The following is a 16,436-nucleotide window of genomic DNA, read 5'->3' as shown; positions in this document are numbered from 1 at the left end:
TCAGGTTAGCAGCACCATAGAGATTTCTTCGTACTGCAACTCCGTCTCGCGGAAGATCTGCAGATAAATTTCTTCATCCAGGCCCAGCGCCGTCCAGGCCACGCTGGAGACCGGCGGCACCAGATCATCCTGCACCTGCGCCAGATCGAGCGCGTGCACGATGGCGTCCGCCACGTGGATAATGGCCGCCAGGAACCCCGCGCCCGGCGCTTCGGGGTCGTGGTGGCCAGCAATCGCCAGCCGCATGGTGTCGGAAAAATTCCAGTGTTCGGCCAGCGCCATGCCGGCGTCGACGTGATCGACGCCCAGCACGGTGCGCTCGGCGTCCAGCAGGAAGCAGTCGTTCTGTTCGCGGTAAGCCAGCGTTTCCGAATACTGGTTCGGGAAGCAGGCCACCAGCACTAGCCGGCCGATGTCGTGCAGCAGCCCGGCCGTGAACGCGTAATCCTGATTGAAACGCATCTGCCGCGCCAGCACCTTGGCGCAGGCGGCGGTGGCGATCGAATGGCGCCAGAACGCCTTGTGGTCGAAGCCGGGGCAATGGCCTTCGGCAAAGCAGCCGGTCACGGCCGCCGCGGTGATCAGGTTGCGCGTGGTCTGGAAGCCGAGGAAGGTGATCGCCTGCTGGATGGTGGTGACCTTGACCTGCAGGCCGTACAGCGACGAGTTGGCCAGCCGCAGCGTCTTGGCGGTCAGCGCCTGGTCGTGTGAGACCTTTTTGGCCAGCACGGAAATGTCGACGTCGTCCTGGTCGATGCTGTTGAGCAGCTCCATCACCACCGCCGGCAGCGATGGCAGGTCGTCCAGGTTGCGTACCACGTCGTCGTAGCTCAGGGTGTTACTCATGTTCCGGCGTCTCCTCTACGCCCAGGCGAAAATCGGTGACAAAGCGGCGCAGCGTGGCGGTGGCCCAGTCGCTGCCGCTGTCAGGGTCGTTCTTGCGGAATAAATGGGCGATGCGGGCCTCGTGGTGGGCCAGCGCGGCGGCGGCCGCTTCCGGCGTCACCTCGTCGCGCGCGATCGGCAGCACGGCGATGCCGTGGCGCGGCATCAGCGCCAGCATGGCGTCGGTCAGCACCGTGCCCTGCGGTAGCAGCACATTGCCCTGGACGTCCAGCAGCACGTCGGACAGGACCATGCCGGGCCGCACCTCCGCCAGTGTCAGTTGCTGATAATTGCCTGTCATGCCGCCTCCCGTTGTTGCCTACACTATATTTCCCGATCTTACCATTGTCTTGCCAAGACGCAGCCCATACCGTACATTGGGGCGTTGCCGTCAAATCCATGTTGTCGGGAGATTGCTAGATGTTTGGGATTCAAGGCCGCTTGACGCTGCTTTTTGTGGTCATTGTGACGCTGGTGCTGGGGATTTCCGGCACCTATGCGCAGTACAGCCTCGGCCATGAACTGGAGGTCAGCAGCCAGCGCCTGCGGCAGGGCGTGCTGACCCGTCTGCAGACCAGCTTGCCATCGGCGTTGTGGGATTTGGACAAGGCCAAGGTCGACAACATCGTCGCGGCCGAGATGATGCCGCCGGAGCTGGTGTCGATCCGCGTCTACGATACCTCGGTCGGCCTGTTCTCCGGCAAGCTGCGCAACGACAACGGCACCATCAGCGCGATTGAAAACGATGCCGCCGTGGGCGGCACGCCGGTGGTGGCCGACCTGGCCTACCGCGATTCCGGCGCCGCCGGCGCGGCGCTGAAGCCGGTCATCGTCGGCCGCGTGGTGGTCAATTTCAGCCGCGCCCAGATCGACGCCACCCTGGCGGCCGAGGTGCGGCGCAAGGTCACCGAGGTGCTGCTGCTGGACCTGATCCTGGTGGCGGCGCTGGCGCTGTCGCTGCGCATCGTGTTCGATCCGCTGAAGCGGCTGCGCGACGGTCTGTTCGACCTGGCCACGCGCGGCAGCGACGAGGTGGAAGAGCTGCCGGACAGCCGCCACGACGAGCTGGGCGAGGTGATCCGCGGTTTCAACGCCATCCAGCGTAAGATCAAATCCAATATCCAGCGCATCCGCGAGGCCGAGGACGAGGCGCGCAAGGCGGCCCAGACCACCGCCAAGGCGCTCGACGATTTGCGGCGCACCCAGGAATCGCTGCTGCAGGCTGAACGGCTGGCCTCGCTGGGCGGGCTGGTGGCCGGCGTGGCGCACGAGATCAACACCCCGGTCGGCATCGCGCTGACCAGCGCCTCGGTGCTGATGGAGGCCACCGAGAAGGTGCAGACGGCGGTGGAGGGCGGCAATATCAAGAAATCCGACATCACGCGCTACCTGGAGACCGCCTCGGAAAGCACGCGTCTGATCATGAACAATGCCTACCGCGCGGCGCACCTGATCCACAGCTTCAAGCAGATCGCGGTCGACCAGGTCAGCGAGGCACGCCGCCGCTTCGAGCTGCGCGACTACATCAACGAAGTGGTGTCCAGCCTGCAGCCCAAGCTGAAGAAAACCCGCATCACCGTCAACATCGCCTGCCCGCCCGACATCATGATGGACAGCTATCCCGGCGCGCTGGCGCAGGTGATCACCAACCTGACGCTGAACTGCGTCGAGCACGCGTTCGAGGCGGACGACGAGGGCCGCATCACCATCGGCGTGGCGCAGCAGGGCGACTGGATCGAAATGCAGGTCACCGACAACGGCAAGGGCATCCCGCCGGACATGCTGGACAAGGTGTTCGATCCCTTCGTCACCACCCGGCGCGGCCAGGGCGGCACCGGTCTCGGCCTGAATATCGTGTTCAACCTGATCGCCAAGCAATTTGGCGGCAGCATCACCGTCTCCAGCGTGCTGGGCCAGGGCGCCAGCTTCGTGCTGCGCATGCCGTGCGTGACGCCGGCCGAAGATGTCACGCTGCACGCCGACGCCCGGCTGCACGCCTGAGGACCGCCATGCCCATCGTCAGTGGAGAATTTACGGTCGTGATGCAGCCCGAGACCATGTCGGCCGTCGCCGCCGACAGCGGTATCGGCCGCATGTCGCTGGACAAGCGCTATCACGGCGCGCTGCAGGCCGAGGGCAAAGGCGAGATGTTGGCGCAGCTGGACCGGGCGCTGGGTTCCGGTGTCTACGTCGCGGTGGAGCGCGTCAGCGGCACGCTGGACGGCCGCAGCGGTTCCTTCCTGTTACACCACACCGGCGTCATGACGCGCGGCGCGCCGGCGTTGACCGTGGCGGTGGTGCCCGATTCGGGCAGCGGCGACTTGAGCGGCCTGAGCGGCACGCTGCGGATTCGCATCGAGGATGGCAAGCACTACTACGATCTCGATTACACCCTATAAAATAGAAGTATGAACAAAGAAACGATTAAAGGTCTGCTGATTCTGGCAGGCGTGGTACTGGCATTGGCGGTGTTTGCGGTGGTGACCACCGATGATGGGTGGCATAAGCTGGGTTGTGTGTTTCGCGCCCTGATGCATGGCATCGCGCTCAGCAATATCCGCGCGGTATGCCTATAAAAAAATCCCGCATGCGGCGGGATTTTTGGCTGCGGCGCGACGTCAGATTCAGTCGCTGAATTTTTCGGAAGACGAATTGCGGCGGGTGGCGAAACCGAGTACCACCAGGCCCAGCATCAGCATGACGCAGGTTTGCGGTTCCGGCACCGGCGTGGCCGGCTCGGCTTGAGCCTGCTTCTGATGGCTGGCGGGCGGCAGGGTGTTGGGGTCGTTCTCGCCGGTGTGGGCTGGGGCATCCATGCTGCAGGGTGCAGTGGCGTTTTCCTCGCAATGTGCAAGGACGATTGTTGCAGTTGCAACATTGGCTTTTGCGGCAGGTGCGGCTGGGGCTGCCTGTACGGCGCCGGCTAGGCTTAAAGCAAATAAAGCTGTCGAGATCAAGGACAAAACTTTCACGATTCACTCCTGGCATTGTTTTGAGCAGGAAGTTAAGGTCGGTTTAATACACCAACTGTAAATTAACGGCGCAGGCGTCTGACACTTGCTACCGTTCTGCTATTAAACCATATGGCGTAACAATTTGCCATCTGTTTTTCTTTTGGCATAACGAAATTTTGCGCCGCAACAACAACTGTTAGCCGCTTCCCAGTGGCGCAGATGATTTACACTTCTTCAACCATTTATTTCGATGCACATTTGGGCTAATCAGATGCTTTCCACATATAGCCGCAGAATACAATTGACTTTGACGCTGGCCGTTGCGGTGTTGTTCGCAGGCTGCGCCAGCCCGCGCGGCGCGGCGCCGGTCACCGTTCCAAGCGCTCAATTGCTTCCTGCAGGCAACCCTCAAGTATTGCTGCTGGGTGAAGTGCATGACAATAGCCAGGGTCATAAACTGCGTTACGAATTGTTACGGCAGCGGGTGGAGGCGGGCTGGCAGCCAGTCATCGTGATGGAGCAGTTCGACCGCGAAAACCAGGATTTGCTGGCCAAGGCGCAAAAAGGCTGTGCCGACGCCCAGTGCGTGATCCAGGTGGCGGGCGGTGCGCGCTGGGATTGGCAATTGTATTATCCTGTGATTCAGCTGGCGCTGGACCACAAGCTGCAGTTGGTGGCCGGCAATCTGTCGCGCGCCGACGCCTCGCGCGTGGTGCGCGACGGCATCAAGTCCAGCTTCGATCCGCAAAGCATCAAGGAATACCGGCTGGACCAGCCGCTGCCGGCCGCGCTGCGCGCCGCTCAACAACAGGAAATCGTGGCGGGCCACTGCAATATGCTGCCGGACATGATGGTTGGCGGCATGGTCGACGCCCAGGTGTCGCGCGATATCTGGATGGCCAAGATCATCCGCGACCAGCTGCCGCGCGATGTGGTGCTGATCGCCGGCAATGGCCACGTGCGCAAGGACATCGGCGTCGGCTATTGGCTGCACGAGGCGGCGCCGACGCTGAAGGTGCACAGCATCGGTTTCGTCGAGGGCCGTGACAACGATGGCCGCTATGACAGCTTGCAGCCACTGGCGACGCAGCAACGCGACGACCCGTGCAAACAGGTAAAGAAATGAAGACACGTTATATACCCGAAGCGCCACAGCGCGCCGAGTTCGACGCCATGGCAGGCGCGGTGATGCTGGAGTTCGGCGCCAACTGGTGCGGCCATTGCATGGCGGCGCAGGCGCCGCTGGAGCAGGCTTTCCAGGATCACGCTGGCGTCGCCCATTACAAGGTCGAAGACGGCCCAGGCCGTCCGCTGGGCCGCTCGTTCCGCGTCAAGCTGTGGCCGACCCTGATTTTCCTGCGCGACGGCCAGGAAGTGGCGCGTCTGGTGCGGCCGTTGAAAGCAGGCGACATCTCGGCGGCCTTTGCACAAATTGACGCTTAACCATGCTTGGCAATCCTGCAAGGGGGTGTGTATGATGGCCCGCACACCTACAATAAGCAGGAGCCTCCAGCATGAGTCAGCCCAAGACCAATTCCGCAGCCACAGTCTTGTTCGCAAGCCTGATCGGCACGACGATTGAGTTCTTCGATTTCTACATCTACGCCACCGCCGCCGTGCTGGTGTTCCCCAAGTTGTTCTTCCCCGCCAGCGATCCGGCGGCGGCCACGCTGCAATCGCTGGCCACATTCGCGATCGCCTTTTTCGCGCGTCCGGTAGGCTCGGCCGTGTTCGGCCACTTTGGCGACCGCGTCGGCCGCAAGGCGACGCTGGTGGCGGCGCTGCTGACCATGGGTGTCTCGACGGTGGTGATCGGCCTGTTGCCGACCTACGCCAGCATCGGCACGCTGGCGCCGGCGCTGCTGGCGCTGTGCCGCTTCGGCCAGGGCCTGGGCCTGGGTGGCGAGTGGGGCGGCGCGGTGCTGCTGGCCACCGAGAACGCGCCGCCGGGCAAGCGCGCCTGGTACGGCATGTTCCCGCAGCTGGGCGCGCCGATCGGCTTCTTCCTGTCGGGCGGCATCTTCCTGCTGCTGAGCCAACTGCTCAGCGACGCCGAATTCTTTGCCTACGGCTGGCGCATTCCTTTCCTGGCCAGCTCGCTGCTGGTGATCGTGGGCCTGTACATCCGCCTGAAAATCCATGAAACCCCGGACTTCCAGAAGGTGCTGGACAAGAACGAGCGGGTCAAGGTGCCGGTGCTGGCGGTGTGGCAGCAGCATCGCGTGCCGCTGGTGCTGGGCACGCTGATCGCGCTGGCCACCTTTGTGCTGTTCTACCTGATGACGGTGTTCGCGCTGAGCTGGGGCACCAGCGCGCTCAAGTTCTCGCGCCAGAACTTCCTGGTGCTGCAATTGTTCGCGGTGTTCTTCTTTGCGCTGACGATACCCTTCTCGGCCATCTGGGCCGACCGCAAGGGCCGCCGCACCACGCTGATCTGGGTCTCGGCCGCGATTGCCGTGTTTGGCCTGGCGCTGGGGCCGATGTTCGGCTCGGGCGATCCGCTGGAAGTCACCATCTTCCTGTCGCTGGGCCTGGGCCTGATGGGGCTGACCTACGGCCCGCTCGGCACCATCTTGTCGGAACTGTTCCCGGCCGAGGTGCGTTACACCGGCGCCTCGCTGACCTTCAACCTGGCCGGCATTCTGGGTGCCTCGCTGGCGCCGTATGCCGCCACCTGGCTGGCGACCCATTATGGTCTGCAATACGTCGGCTATTACCTGTCGGCGGCGGCCGTGATCAGCCTGTTGGCGCTGCTTCCGGTGAAGGTTAAGTAAACGTTTTACATCACTTGCGAAGCGGGCCTATGATTTTGCTTGCTTCGCATCGGTAGTGGTTGTACGATGACATACGACTAAAGCATGATCTCGTGGAGACCGAGAGATCATCACAAAAATTCCCAACTATAAGTGATGCCATGAACCTGAACGAGCCAGTGAACGCGCGTGCAGTGGCCCAGTCTGTCGGTAAATACCGCTGGACGATTTGCGCCCTGTTGTTTTTTGCCACCACCGTCAATTATCTGGACCGCCAGGTATTGAGCTTGCTGGCCCCCTCGCTATCCATCGAATTCGGTTGGAGCAATACCGACTACGCCAACATCGCCGCCGCCTTCCAGTTTGTGTATGCGCTGTCGATGCTGTTCGCCGGCCGCGTGGTCGACAAGATCGGCACCAAGGCCGCCTACGTGGTGGCGATCACGGTCTGGTCGCTGGGCGCGCTGCTGCACGCAGCCTCGGTGCCGCTGGGCCATGTCGGTGTCGCCATTCTGGGCGTGTTTGGGGTGGCGGCGGTGCCGTCCATCGTTGGCTTCATGGTGTCGCGCGCGGTGCTGGCGATCGGCGAAGCCGGTAACTTCCCGGCCGCGATCAAGGCCACCGCCGAATACTTCCCGAAGAAAGAACGCTCCTTCGCCACCGGCATCTTCAACTCCGGCGCCAACATCGGCGCGGTGCTGGCGCCAATCACGGTGCCGCTGCTGGCCGCGATCTGGGGCTGGCAGGCCGCCTTCATCATGATCGGCATGCTGGGCTTCATCTGGATGAGTTTCTGGCTGTGGTTGTACGATAAACCGGAGCAGCAAAAGCGTCTGTCGGCCGATGAACTGGCCTACATCCGCAGCGACTCGGCGCCGCCGGTGGTTGAAAGCGCCGATGCGCCGGCCAAGAAAGTAGCGTGGTTCAAGCTGCTGCAGTATCGCCAGACCTGGGCCTTCGCCTTCGGCAAATTCATGACCGACGGCGTATGGTGGTTCTTCCTGTTCTGGCTGCCGACCTATCTGTCGGCGCAGTACGGCATGAAGGGCGAAGCCATCGTCATCCCGCTGGCCGTGTTGTACAGCATGACCATGATCGGTTCCATCGGCGGCGGCTGGTTCCCCAGCTACTTCATGTCGCGCGGCTATGCGCCGTATGACGGTCGCATGAAAGCAATGCTGATGATCGCCTTCTTCCCGTTGGTGGTGCTGCTGGCGCAGCCGCTGGGCGCGATCAGCTACTGGATACCGGTGCTGCTGATCGGCGTCGGCGCCTCGGCGCACCAGGCATGGTCGGCCAACATCTTCACCACCGTGTCCGACATGTTCCCGCAAAAAGCCGTGGCCTCGGTAGTGGGCATCGGCGGCATGGCCGGTGGTATCGGCGGCGTGCTGCTGACCAAGCTGGGTGGCTGGGTGTTCGACTACTACAAATCGGTCAACGACATCCACACCGGCTACATGATCATGTTCGCCATCTGCGCGCTGGCCTACCTGGCCGCCTGGGTAGTGATGAAGGCGCTGGTACCGCGCCACAAGGAAATCACCGACCTGTGATGCGCACCGCGCCGCCGCATGACCGGCGGCGCGGCCATGCCGTCATGATAAGATTGTCTTTTGGCGCGCCGGCGCCGGGCCATTCCGACAGTCTGAAAAATGAAGAAAAACGTAGCAACCATCCGTGACGTGGCCGCCGCCGCCGGCGTCTCCACGGCCACCGTCTCCAAGTTCGTCAACGGTGCGCAGCGCTTCTCGCCGCAAGTGGAAGCGACCATCACGGAGGTGATCGCCAAGCTGGGCTACCGTTCCAATCCGCTGGCCGCATCGATGATCACCGGCCGCACCAAGAGCATCGGCCTGTCGGTGCTGGACGTCGGCAATCCGCACTTCACCAGCATCGTCAAGGGCGCCAATCGGGTAGCGCTGGCTGCCGGCTATACGCTGCTGCTGGTCGACACCGAAGAAAATCCCGGCCGCGAACGGCCGTTGCTGGAAGCGCTGAGCCGGCGCGTGGACGGCATGCTGGTGTTTTCGCGCATGCTGGAATCCGAGATGGATTGGATGACGGATCTGGGCAAGCCGCTGGTGTTCTTCGGCCGCCTGAACCGGCTGGAAATCCCGTGGGTGATCAGCGACGACCATCGTGGCGCCGACATGCTGGCGCGCCACCTGGTCACGCAAGGCCACAAGCGCATCGCCTATCTGAGCTTCCCGCGTTCGCGCCGCGATGAAGAGCGCCTGGCCAGCATCCGCGAATGCCTGGCCGCGCATGATCTGGAGCTGACCGTTTATCACGGCGAGGCGCCGACGGCAGCCGAAGGCGAACGCGTGGCCTCGATCATCATGATGGGCGCCGAGCATCCGGACGCGCTGATCTGCTATAACGATCTGATGGCGCTGGGCTTTATGAAGGCCGCGCAGGCGCTGGGCTTCAAGCTGCCGGAAGATATCTCGGTCGGCAGCTTCGATAATATCCCATACGGTTTATACACTTCGCCGCCACTGACCACGGTCGACCTGCAGAGCGAGCGCATGGGCGCGGCGGCGATGGAAAAACTGATCGCCACCATTGACGGCAAAGCGCCGCCGTCCACCACCATCATCGAACCGCAGCTGATCCTGCGCGGCTCCACCCTCAAGCGCTAAAAAAAAGCGCCGGGAGTGCCGGCGCGAAGGTGGGGGAGGAGGGTACAACGTTTATTCGATCAGGGTGCCAATCCGCGCCGGCGATACCGGCATGCGCACCGCATCCGGACGCCAGCCATACAGAATCTCGGTGGCGCCGCCGCAGATGCGGCCCTGGCATGGCCCCATGCCGCAACGGCTCTGCAGCTTGGCGCTGCGCCAGCCGGTGTGGGTGCGCAGCTCGCCGTGGCAGACGTCTTCGCAGCGACAGACCACGGTGTCGTCGCCGGCCAGCGTGCGCACTTCCGGCCGCAGCGCAAACGCGCGCGCCAGCCGCGCGGCGAATTTCTGCCAGCGCGCGCGTTCCGCAAACACCGTTTTCGCGTCAGCTTGATGTCCAGTGGCGGCCAGGCCGGCGATGCGGCCTTCGGCCAGCGCCAGATCGACCCCGCCGACACCTGTGCCTTCGCCGGCGCAGTAGACGCCGGGCACCGATGTCTGCTGCCACTCGTCGACCTGCACCACGGTGCGCTGTTCCTGTGAGATGACGGCGCAGCCCAGTGCCTGCGCCAGTTCCACGTTGGGCAACAGGCCGTAGCCGCAGGCGAGGTAATCGCATTGCAGGGTGTGGAGTTCGCGCTCGCTGCCGCGCTGGATCTGCACCGATTGCAGCGTGCCGTCGCCATGCGCCGAATGCACGTAGCTGTTGCGCAGATACGGCACGCCGCTCAGATCCGACATCAGCTGCATGGCCTGGGTAATCTTGGACGGCGTCGCCAGCAGGCCGAGACCGAAGCCGATCAACGCCGGCGTGGCCGCCTGTTCGACGATGGCGACGATCTGCGCACCCTTGCTGCGCAAGGTGGCGGCCGATGCCAGCAGCAGCGGACCGCTGCCGGCCACCACCACGCGCTTGCCTTGCAGCGGATAGCCACCCTTGGCCAGCGCTTGCAGGCCGCCGGCGCCGGTCACGCCGGGCAGGGTCCAGCCAGGGAAGGGCAACAGGCGCTCGCGCGCGCCGGTCGCCAGAATCAATCGGTCGTATTGCAGCGTGGCCGCATCGGTCGGGCTCTGCACCTTCACCTGGCCTGGCTGCAGCGCGTACAGCACGCGCGTTTGCGGCAGATACTCAACCAGATCGGAGGCGCGCAACGCGCTCCACAACTGCGGCGCGCGGGCGTCGGCCTGCAAGTCAGGACCGCCGCGCCAGATCTGGCCACCGGCCAGCGGATTGTCGTCGACGATGCCAACCCGCGCACCCTGCGTCATCGCCGCATGGGCTGCCGCCAGGCCCGCCGGGCCAGCGCCGACCACCAGTACCTCATAGTGCTTCATGCTGTTCCCTCGCTGGCGGTGACCACGTGCATGCCCTCGGCACACAGGGTCTGGCACGACAGCTGATGCGGCACGCCGTCGATGGTGACGCGGCATTCCTGGCAAATTCCCATGCCGCACAGGGGCGCGCGCGCGGCGCCGCTGACCGAGCGGCGAGTGACGCCGCTGCCGGCCATGGCGATGGCGGCGGCCACGGTCACGCCGGGATCCACTTCCACGCAGCGCGCGTTAATGCTGAGGGTGATGTAAGCGTCAGTCATGGAAGCGTCCCGGCAGGTACGGCGCAAACGGGATGCGCGTGGTTTCTTTCTGCATCTGGCCGGCCAGCAGTTGTGCGGTGGCCAGCGAGGTGGTGATGCCCAGGCCTTCATGGCCGGTGGCCAGCCACAGGCCACGGCGCGCGTTGCAAGGGCCGATCAGCGGCAGGCCGTCCGGCGTGGCGGCGCGGAAGCCGGTCCAGGTACGCAGCACATTCAGCTGCGCCAGTTGCGGCGTGAAGCTGGCGGCGTGGCGCAGCATACGCTGCAGCATGGCCGGCTCCACCGCCGGGTCGATTGTGTCGAACTGGCGGGAGGAGCCGATCAGGATTTGCCCGGTAGGGCGGGGCTGCAAATTGAAGGCCACCGAATCGCCGCTGGAAGCGTGCGCGCTCTTGATGTAGCCCAGTTCCACCAGTTGGTGCTTGACGAAGCCGGGATAGCGGTCGGTGATGGCCAGATGTCCTTTCTTGGGCTGGATCGGCAGTTCCGGCAGCAGCTTGGCCGATCCGGTGCCGGCCGCCAGCACGATGTGCTGCGCCTGATGGCGGGTGCCGTCACTCAGCACCACGGTGTGATCCTCGATGGCGCTGACAGTGGCGCGTTTGGTGATGGTGCCGCGTCGCATGGCGCGGTCCAGCAGGATGCGGGTGGTCTTGGGCGGATACACCAGCCCATCGCCCTTCACCAGCAGGCCGCCGGCCAGGCCGGCGCGCAGTTGCGGCTCGCGCGCATACAGCGCGGCGGGTGTCAGCATTTCGCACAGCAGGCCGTGCGCGGACAAGGTCTGCGCCTTGGCCATTGCGGCCTGCATTTCCTCTTCATCGGCGGCGACCCAAATGGTGCCGCAGCCGCTGTATTCGTGACGTTGCGGGCGGTCGCCCACCAGATCCTTCCACAGCGACACCGAGTAGGCCGACAGCGCCAGTTCGGCCGCGTTGTCGTCCATGACCACCAGGTGGCCCATGCCGGCCGCAGTGGCACCGCCGCCGGCGATGTCCTGCTCGATGACCGCCACCCGCAGCCCACGCTCGCTGAGCGCGTCCGCACAGGCGGCGCCGACGATGCCGGCGCCAATGACGATCACTTCGGTGTTATTCACCGGATGCCCCACACGAATGGATCGGTTGGATCGAGGATCAGCTGCGCCTGCGAGTTGACCCATGCCTTGCCGCGTATGCTAGGCAGCAGTTGACCGTCGCGCACGCGGTACGAGCCATCGAACACGCTGCCGATCACACTTTCCTGCTTCCAGATCGCGCCTTCGGCCAGCTTGCCGTCGGCCGCCAGGCAGGCCAGCTTGGCGCTGGTGCCGGTGCCGCAAGGCGAACGGTCGTAGGCTTTGCCGGGACACAGCACGAAGCTCTGGCTGTCGGCGCCGGTGCGCGAATCCGCGAACAGTTCGATATGGTCGATCACCGCGCCGTTGTCGCCGGTGATGCCTTGGTCGGCCAGCGCCTGCGCTACCGCCACGGTGTAGTTGGTCAGCGCTTCCACATTGCGCACGCCCAGTTCCAGGCCATGTTCTGCCACCAGGAAGAACCAGTTGCCGCCGTAGGCGATGTCACCGGTGACCGGACCGATGCCCGGCACGTCGACGGTGACTGCGGCGCGGCTGCGGTAGGAGGCAACATTGTCGACCGTGACGCTGCCATCCGCATGCAGCTCGGCTTCCACCACGCCGACCGGGGTGTCGATGCGGTGGCGGCCCGGCCCGATGCTGCCCATGAAGGCCAGCGAAGCCACCAGGCCGATGGTGCCATGGCCGCACATGCCCAGATAGCCAACGTTGTTAAAGAAGATAACCCCGGCCACGCAATCCGGCGCGTGCGGTTCGCACAGCAGGGCGCCCACCAGCACGTCCGAACCGCGCGGCTCGCACACCACGGCGGAGCGGAAGTTGTCATGGGCGGCACGCAGCATGGCCACGCGCTCGCTGAGCGGGCCGTTGCCTAGGTCAGGACCGCCTTCTATGACCAGTCGGGTAGGCTCGCCGCCGGTATGGGAATCGATGATGGAGATAGTTTTCATGCTAGGAATGGTAGGCCGGAGCGCCTCTCCTGTCTTGCACCGTCTACGCATGATGGGTGACGAAATCTGCATAATGGTGCAGAATGGGGCGATGCAGACCGAATCCCTCACTCCCGACGCCGCGCGCGCCGCCCTGGGCGCCGCTATTGCCGATCCCTTCTTCTCGGAAGGGCTGTTCGACGCTTTGCCGGACGTGGTGTTTTTCGTCAAAGACGTCGCAGGGCGCTATATGGTGGTCAACCAGACGCTGGTCCAGCGTTGCGGCCAGCGGCACAAGTCGGCGCTGATCGGACGCACCCCGGCGGAGGTATTTTCCCATCCGTTTGGCCAGACTTACCAGGCGCAGGACATGGCGGTGCTGGCCGGCGACGCCGACATCGAGGACCAGTTGGAGCTGCACCTGTATCCGAATCGCGATCCCGGCTGGTGCCTGACGCGCAAGCACGCGCTGCGCGCGGCGGATGGCAGCATCATCGGCCTGACCGGCATCTCGCGCGACCTGGCGATGGCGGACAAGAAGAATCCCGCCTACCGCAAGGTGGCGGCGGCGGTGAACGTGATCCATGAGCAGTATGGCCAGCCCTTGCAACTGCCGGAGCTGGCGCGCATCGCCAATATGTCGGTGGCGCAGATCGAGCGCTACTTCCTGCGCATCTTCCACCTGACGCCGCGCCAGATGATCATCCAAACCCGGGTTGACGCCGCCTCGCGCCTGCTGAACGGCGACGCCAGCGTGGCCGAAATCGCCCAAGCCTGCGGCTATGGCGACCACTCCGCCTTCACCCGCCAGTTCAAAGCCACCACCGGCCTCACGCCAAGCCAGTACCGTCAGGTGGCGGCCGGGCGCAAGAGCGAGGCTTAGGCGATCGCAGAGCGATCCTGCTTGAGACCATCAGCAGGATTGCTCAATCTCAAAAAAGCGCTTCAACCATCGTGACATCATCGGGGACTTGCGCAGCTTGCAGCTGCTGCGCGCCTAATGGGAGGCACTGTGGAAAGCGACAACGACTTCTTCAGCTTCATGGCCTTGGCCAAGGAACTGGTTACTGACAACCGGCCCATACGATTGCGTCTCGACCTGCCCGGCGGCTTTAACGATGACATGCTGCTACCGCAGCGCGTATTCGGATCGGAGGCCATCTGCGGCGGCATTGAGTACCGTGTGCTGTGCGTCTCCGCCAACGTCCAGCTACCCTTGAAACAGATGATCGCGGTGTCGGCCACGCTGGAATTCGTCACTGACCGCGGCGATCTGCGCTACATCAGCGGCATCGTCACCGAAGCCAGCTCCGGTGACAGCGACGGTGGCTTGGCCAGCTACCAACTGGTACTGCGCGACGCACTGGCGATACTGGAAAAGCGCACCAACACACGCGTGTTCCGCAATATGGACGAAGTGGAAATCGTCCAGCGCATCCTCAACGAATGGCGGCAGAAAAGCCCGGTGCTGGGCATCTGCTTCAAGCACGAGACCGACGAAGCGTTCAGCCAGCGCACCTATCCCAAGCGCGAATTCACCATGCAGTACAACGAATCGGATGCCGCCTTCATCCGCCGGTTGCTCAAGCGGCGCGGCATCGGCTGGTACATCCGCGCCGACGAAGCCGGGCACACGCTGGTCCTGTTCAACAACGCCGACAGCCTGCGCCAGAACGTCGCCGGCACCATCCGCTACCACCGCGACAACGCCACCGAAGAACGCGACACCATCACCTCTTGGAGCGCGGTACGCAGCCTGCAACCAGGCACGGTCACGCGCCATAGCTGGGACTACATGAATCCGCAGGGCCGGGACTTCATGATGATGGAGGTCACCAGCAGTGTAGACCAAGGCATCAACGGCAACGAACTGGCCGCCACGCTGGATGATTACCAGGTGCTGTCCCCCCACGCCGGCGATGACAACGAAGATCTGCTCCGCCTCGGCCAACTGCGCATGAAGCGGCATGACTATGAATCCAAATGCTTCCACGGCGAAGGCAGCGTGCGCGATTTGTGTGCTGGAGAATACTTCACGTTGGCCGAGCATCCGGAAGTGGACCAGCATGCGTTGGAAGAGCGCGATTTCGTCATCACAGCCCTGCAGGTTTCAGCCCAAAACAACCTGCCCAAAGCGCTCGCCGCTCGCGTCGAGCGCCTGTTCACCCGCAGCCGCTGGACGCACAGCGCAGCGGAGCAGCAAATGCTGCGCGAATTCGCAGACAAGGTAGTGACAGGACCGATGCGCATGCATATCCAGTTCACCGCCGTGCGTCGCGGCGTGGCGATTGTTCCGGCCTTCGATTCTCGAAGCGATGTGCCGCAGGCGCAAATGCAAAGTGCCATCGTCGTTGGTCCGAAAGGCGAAGAAGTCCACTGCGACCAATTGGGACGCGTCAAAATCCGCTTCCCGAGCACGCGTGCGGAGGACCGGGAAGACGCCACCGGTGCCGGAGCGTCTGATACGGAAAACGATTCCGCCTGGGTACGCGTTGCCTCCAATTGGGCCGGCCATGGCGCTTTCCAGCATTACGGTGCCATTAGTCTGCCGCGCGTGGGGACAGAGGTGGTGGTGGTGTTCCTCGGCTGTGATCCGGACAAGCCGTTGATCATAGCCCAAGTCTACAACCAAAGAGCACGCCCTCCCGCAGGGCGTCTTCCTGACAATCGCTACCTATCAGGTATCAAAAGCTGCGAGATCAACAGCAGTCGTGCCAACCAATTACTGCTGGACGATACCAATGGCGAAATCAGTGCGCAGTTGTCCAGCGACCACGGTGATAGTCAGTTGAACTTGGGCTACCTTACCCGACCGAGAATGGATGGGGTAGCCGATCAACGTGGCGAAGGCGCGGAGCTGCGGAGCGAAATGACAGTTGCTGTCCGTGGCGCAGCGGGCGTATTGGTTACCGCGAGCCCAGGCGGTGGCGCTGCAGGGATGCAGCTGGAACGAAGTGAACTCAATCGAATCATTGGCGGTCTGCAAAACTTATCGGAGCAACTCTCCCAGCTTGCCGTGCGTTATGCCGCAGAAGACTCTCATGGGCCAGAACTCATGCAATTAGCGGAGAAGGTCAGCCAACTGCATGAAGGTGGCATGCAGCTGGTTGCCATCGAAGGGCCGATGGGAACTGCGGTCACCAGCGGCCAAAATCTATTGCTAGGCGCGGTTACTGACATCGACATCGCGAGTAGTGTGCACACCTACCTTTCGACCGGAGGCAACGGCGCATGGCGCGTCGCTCACAGCCTGGGGTTGTTTGCTAATCAGGGCGACGTGAAGATTACGGCGGCGAGTGCCAAGGTCCAGATGCAGGCTCAAAACAGCGCCATGACGCTGTTGGCAAAAAAAGTTGTTGAAATAATGAGTACCACGGACTGGATCAATATCACCGCCAAGCAGGGTGTCCGCATCAACGGAGGTGGAAGTGAATTGGTACTGAGCGCCGATGGCATCAAAGGTTACACATCAGGCAAGCATGAAGTGCATGCTGCGGACCACCAAACTATGGGGGGCAGTAACAAAGACGTGACATTCCCAGGCTCCCAGGTATGCCCGACGCGAACCGCCAGCGCTGCCCAGTCTGGCGCTGCGGCAGTGCCCTTATCGGAATAGAT

18 protein-coding genes are annotated in these 16,436 nt (G+C 63.4%); 11 read left to right on the top strand and 7 right to left on the bottom strand.

What is annotated here, in order from left to right; translation table 11 throughout:
• Positions 1-846, bottom strand: a complete 846-nt coding sequence (locus GJ699_RS22140) for an HDOD domain-containing protein (protein WP_154380349.1) — start codon at positions 844-846, stop codon at positions 1-3.
• Positions 839-1,186, bottom strand: a complete 348-nt coding sequence (locus GJ699_RS22135; protein ID WP_154380347.1) for a hypothetical protein — start codon at positions 1,184-1,186, stop codon at positions 839-841. The genes GJ699_RS22140 and GJ699_RS22135 overlap by 8 nt, the downstream gene beginning before the upstream one ends.
• A 119-nt stretch (positions 1,187-1,305) precedes the next feature.
• On the opposite strand from GJ699_RS22135, the gene GJ699_RS22130 reads away from it, so the two are divergent.
• From GJ699_RS22130 to GJ699_RS34225, 3 genes are read left to right on the top strand one after another with little or no spacing between them, the layout of a single operon-like run.
• A complete protein-coding gene (locus GJ699_RS22130; RefSeq protein WP_154380345.1) occupies positions 1,306-2,886 on the top strand; it encodes a sensor histidine kinase in 1,581 nt (526 codons plus the stop codon).
• Positions 2,887-2,894: 8 nt separating this feature from the next.
• Entirely contained in the window at positions 2,895-3,284 is a 390-nt protein-coding gene (locus GJ699_RS22125; protein WP_154380343.1) for a DUF3224 domain-containing protein, read from the top strand.
• A 9-nt stretch (positions 3,285-3,293) separates the two neighbouring features.
• Positions 3,294-3,461: a hypothetical protein gene (locus tag GJ699_RS34225; protein WP_195763621.1), complete on the top strand. Its 168-nt coding sequence runs from the start codon at positions 3,294-3,296 to the stop codon at positions 3,459-3,461.
• Between the two features lie 48 nt (positions 3,462-3,509).
• Here GJ699_RS34225 and GJ699_RS34670 read toward each other — a convergent pair whose 3' ends face one another.
• Positions 3,510-3,701, bottom strand: a complete 192-nt coding sequence (locus GJ699_RS34670; RefSeq protein ID WP_229262234.1) for a PEP-CTERM sorting domain-containing protein — start codon at positions 3,699-3,701, stop codon at positions 3,510-3,512.
• On the opposite strand from GJ699_RS34670, the gene GJ699_RS34665 reads away from it, so the two are divergent.
• From GJ699_RS34665 to GJ699_RS22095, 6 genes are all read left to right on the top strand, one after another.
• Positions 3,700-3,918 carry a hypothetical protein gene (locus GJ699_RS34665; RefSeq protein ID WP_229262233.1) on the top strand — a complete coding sequence of 73 codons (219 nt, stop codon included), beginning with the start codon at positions 3,700-3,702 and terminating at the stop codon, positions 3,916-3,918. The genes GJ699_RS34670 and GJ699_RS34665 overlap by 2 nt on opposite strands.
• A gap of 222 nt (positions 3,919-4,140) precedes the next feature.
• Positions 4,141-4,965, top strand: a complete 825-nt coding sequence (locus tag GJ699_RS22115; RefSeq protein ID WP_229262232.1) for a ChaN family lipoprotein — start codon at positions 4,141-4,143, stop codon at positions 4,963-4,965.
• Positions 4,962-5,282 carry a thioredoxin family protein gene (locus GJ699_RS22110; protein WP_154380339.1) on the top strand — a complete coding sequence of 107 codons (321 nt, stop codon included), beginning with the start codon at positions 4,962-4,964 and terminating at the stop codon, positions 5,280-5,282. Before GJ699_RS22115 ends, GJ699_RS22110 begins: the two co-directional genes overlap by 4 nt.
• A 71-nt stretch (positions 5,283-5,353) precedes the next feature.
• Positions 5,354-6,613: an MFS transporter gene (locus tag GJ699_RS22105; protein WP_154380337.1), complete on the top strand. Its 1,260-nt coding sequence runs from the start codon at positions 5,354-5,356 to the stop codon at positions 6,611-6,613.
• A 140-nt stretch (positions 6,614-6,753) separates the two neighbouring features.
• Positions 6,754-8,148, top strand: a complete 1,395-nt coding sequence (locus GJ699_RS22100) for an MFS transporter (protein ID WP_154380335.1) — start codon at positions 6,754-6,756, stop codon at positions 8,146-8,148.
• A gap of 99 nt (positions 8,149-8,247) precedes the next feature.
• Positions 8,248-9,237 (top strand): LacI family DNA-binding transcriptional regulator, encoded by a 990-nt coding sequence (locus tag GJ699_RS22095; RefSeq protein WP_154380333.1) that lies wholly within the window; start codon positions 8,248-8,250, stop codon positions 9,235-9,237.
• A 51-nt stretch (positions 9,238-9,288) separates the two neighbouring features.
• On the opposite strand, the gene GJ699_RS22090 is transcribed toward GJ699_RS22095, so the two are convergent.
• The 4 genes from GJ699_RS22090 to GJ699_RS22075 are packed head-to-tail and all read right to left on the bottom strand — an operon-like array spanning position 9,289 to position 12,839.
• Positions 9,289-10,551, bottom strand: a complete 1,263-nt coding sequence (locus GJ699_RS22090; RefSeq protein WP_154380331.1) for an NAD(P)/FAD-dependent oxidoreductase — start codon at positions 10,549-10,551, stop codon at positions 9,289-9,291.
• Positions 10,548-10,811, bottom strand: coding sequence for a (2Fe-2S)-binding protein (locus GJ699_RS22085; protein WP_154380329.1), 264 nt, complete (start codon positions 10,809-10,811; stop codon positions 10,548-10,550). Before GJ699_RS22085 ends, GJ699_RS22090 begins: the two co-directional genes overlap by 4 nt.
• Entirely contained in the window at positions 10,804-11,910 is a 1,107-nt protein-coding gene (locus GJ699_RS22080; RefSeq protein WP_371867628.1) for an NAD(P)/FAD-dependent oxidoreductase, read from the bottom strand. Before GJ699_RS22080 ends, GJ699_RS22085 begins: the two co-directional genes overlap by 8 nt.
• Complete coding sequence (locus tag GJ699_RS22075; RefSeq protein WP_154380325.1) at positions 11,907-12,839, bottom strand: 4-hydroxyproline epimerase; 933 nt, start codon at positions 12,837-12,839, stop codon at positions 11,907-11,909. Before GJ699_RS22075 ends, GJ699_RS22080 begins: the two co-directional genes overlap by 4 nt.
• Positions 12,840-12,930: 91 nt before the next feature.
• Between GJ699_RS22075 and GJ699_RS22070 the strand changes: the two genes are divergently transcribed.
• Both GJ699_RS22070 and GJ699_RS22065 read left to right on the top strand, forming a co-directional pair.
• Positions 12,931-13,701: an AraC family transcriptional regulator gene (locus GJ699_RS22070; protein ID WP_229262231.1), complete on the top strand. Its 771-nt coding sequence runs from the start codon at positions 12,931-12,933 to the stop codon at positions 13,699-13,701.
• Positions 13,702-13,830: 129 nt separating this feature from the next.
• Positions 13,831-16,434: a type VI secretion system Vgr family protein gene (locus tag GJ699_RS22065; protein ID WP_371867627.1), complete on the top strand. Its 2,604-nt coding sequence runs from the start codon at positions 13,831-13,833 to the stop codon at positions 16,432-16,434.
• Positions 16,435-16,436 lie beyond the last annotated feature (2 nt).

Origin of the sequence: Duganella guangzhouensis (genome assembly GCF_009674535.1) — a bacterium.
Taxonomy (GTDB): domain Bacteria; phylum Pseudomonadota; class Gammaproteobacteria; order Burkholderiales; family Burkholderiaceae_D; genus Rugamonas; species Rugamonas guangzhouensis.
Note: the sequence above shows the minus strand (reverse complement) of the source record. Positions and strands in the feature narration are given on the sequence as shown.

Coding starts and splice junctions, on each gene's coding strand:
- GJ699_RS22140 (WP_154380349.1), bottom strand. CDS start 846: ATGAGTAACACCCTGAGCTACGACGACGTGGTACGCAACCTGGACGAC.
- GJ699_RS22135 (WP_154380347.1), bottom strand. CDS start 1,186: ATGACAGGCAATTATCAGCAACTGACACTGGCGGAGGTGCGGCCCGGC.
- GJ699_RS22130 (WP_154380345.1), top strand. CDS start 1,306: ATGTTTGGGATTCAAGGCCGCTTGACGCTGCTTTTTGTGGTCATTGTG.
- GJ699_RS22125 (WP_154380343.1), top strand. CDS start 2,895: ATGCCCATCGTCAGTGGAGAATTTACGGTCGTGATGCAGCCCGAGACC.
- GJ699_RS34225 (WP_195763621.1), top strand. CDS start 3,294: ATGAACAAAGAAACGATTAAAGGTCTGCTGATTCTGGCAGGCGTGGTA.
- GJ699_RS34665 (WP_229262233.1), top strand. CDS start 3,700: ATGCTGCAGGGTGCAGTGGCGTTTTCCTCGCAATGTGCAAGGACGATT.
- GJ699_RS34670 (WP_229262234.1), bottom strand. CDS start 3,701: ATGGATGCCCCAGCCCACACCGGCGAGAACGACCCCAACACCCTGCCG.
- GJ699_RS22110 (WP_154380339.1), top strand. CDS start 4,962: ATGAAGACACGTTATATACCCGAAGCGCCACAGCGCGCCGAGTTCGAC.
- GJ699_RS22105 (WP_154380337.1), top strand. CDS start 5,354: ATGAGTCAGCCCAAGACCAATTCCGCAGCCACAGTCTTGTTCGCAAGC.
- GJ699_RS22100 (WP_154380335.1), top strand. CDS start 6,754: ATGAACCTGAACGAGCCAGTGAACGCGCGTGCAGTGGCCCAGTCTGTC.
- GJ699_RS22095 (WP_154380333.1), top strand. CDS start 8,248: ATGAAGAAAAACGTAGCAACCATCCGTGACGTGGCCGCCGCCGCCGGC.
- GJ699_RS22090 (WP_154380331.1), bottom strand. CDS start 10,551: ATGAAGCACTATGAGGTACTGGTGGTCGGCGCTGGCCCGGCGGGCCTG.
- GJ699_RS22085 (WP_154380329.1), bottom strand. CDS start 10,811: ATGACTGACGCTTACATCACCCTCAGCATTAACGCGCGCTGCGTGGAA.
- GJ699_RS22075 (WP_154380325.1), bottom strand. CDS start 12,839: ATGAAAACTATCTCCATCATCGATTCCCATACCGGCGGCGAGCCTACC.
- GJ699_RS22070 (WP_229262231.1), top strand. CDS start 12,931: ATGCAGACCGAATCCCTCACTCCCGACGCCGCGCGCGCCGCCCTGGGC.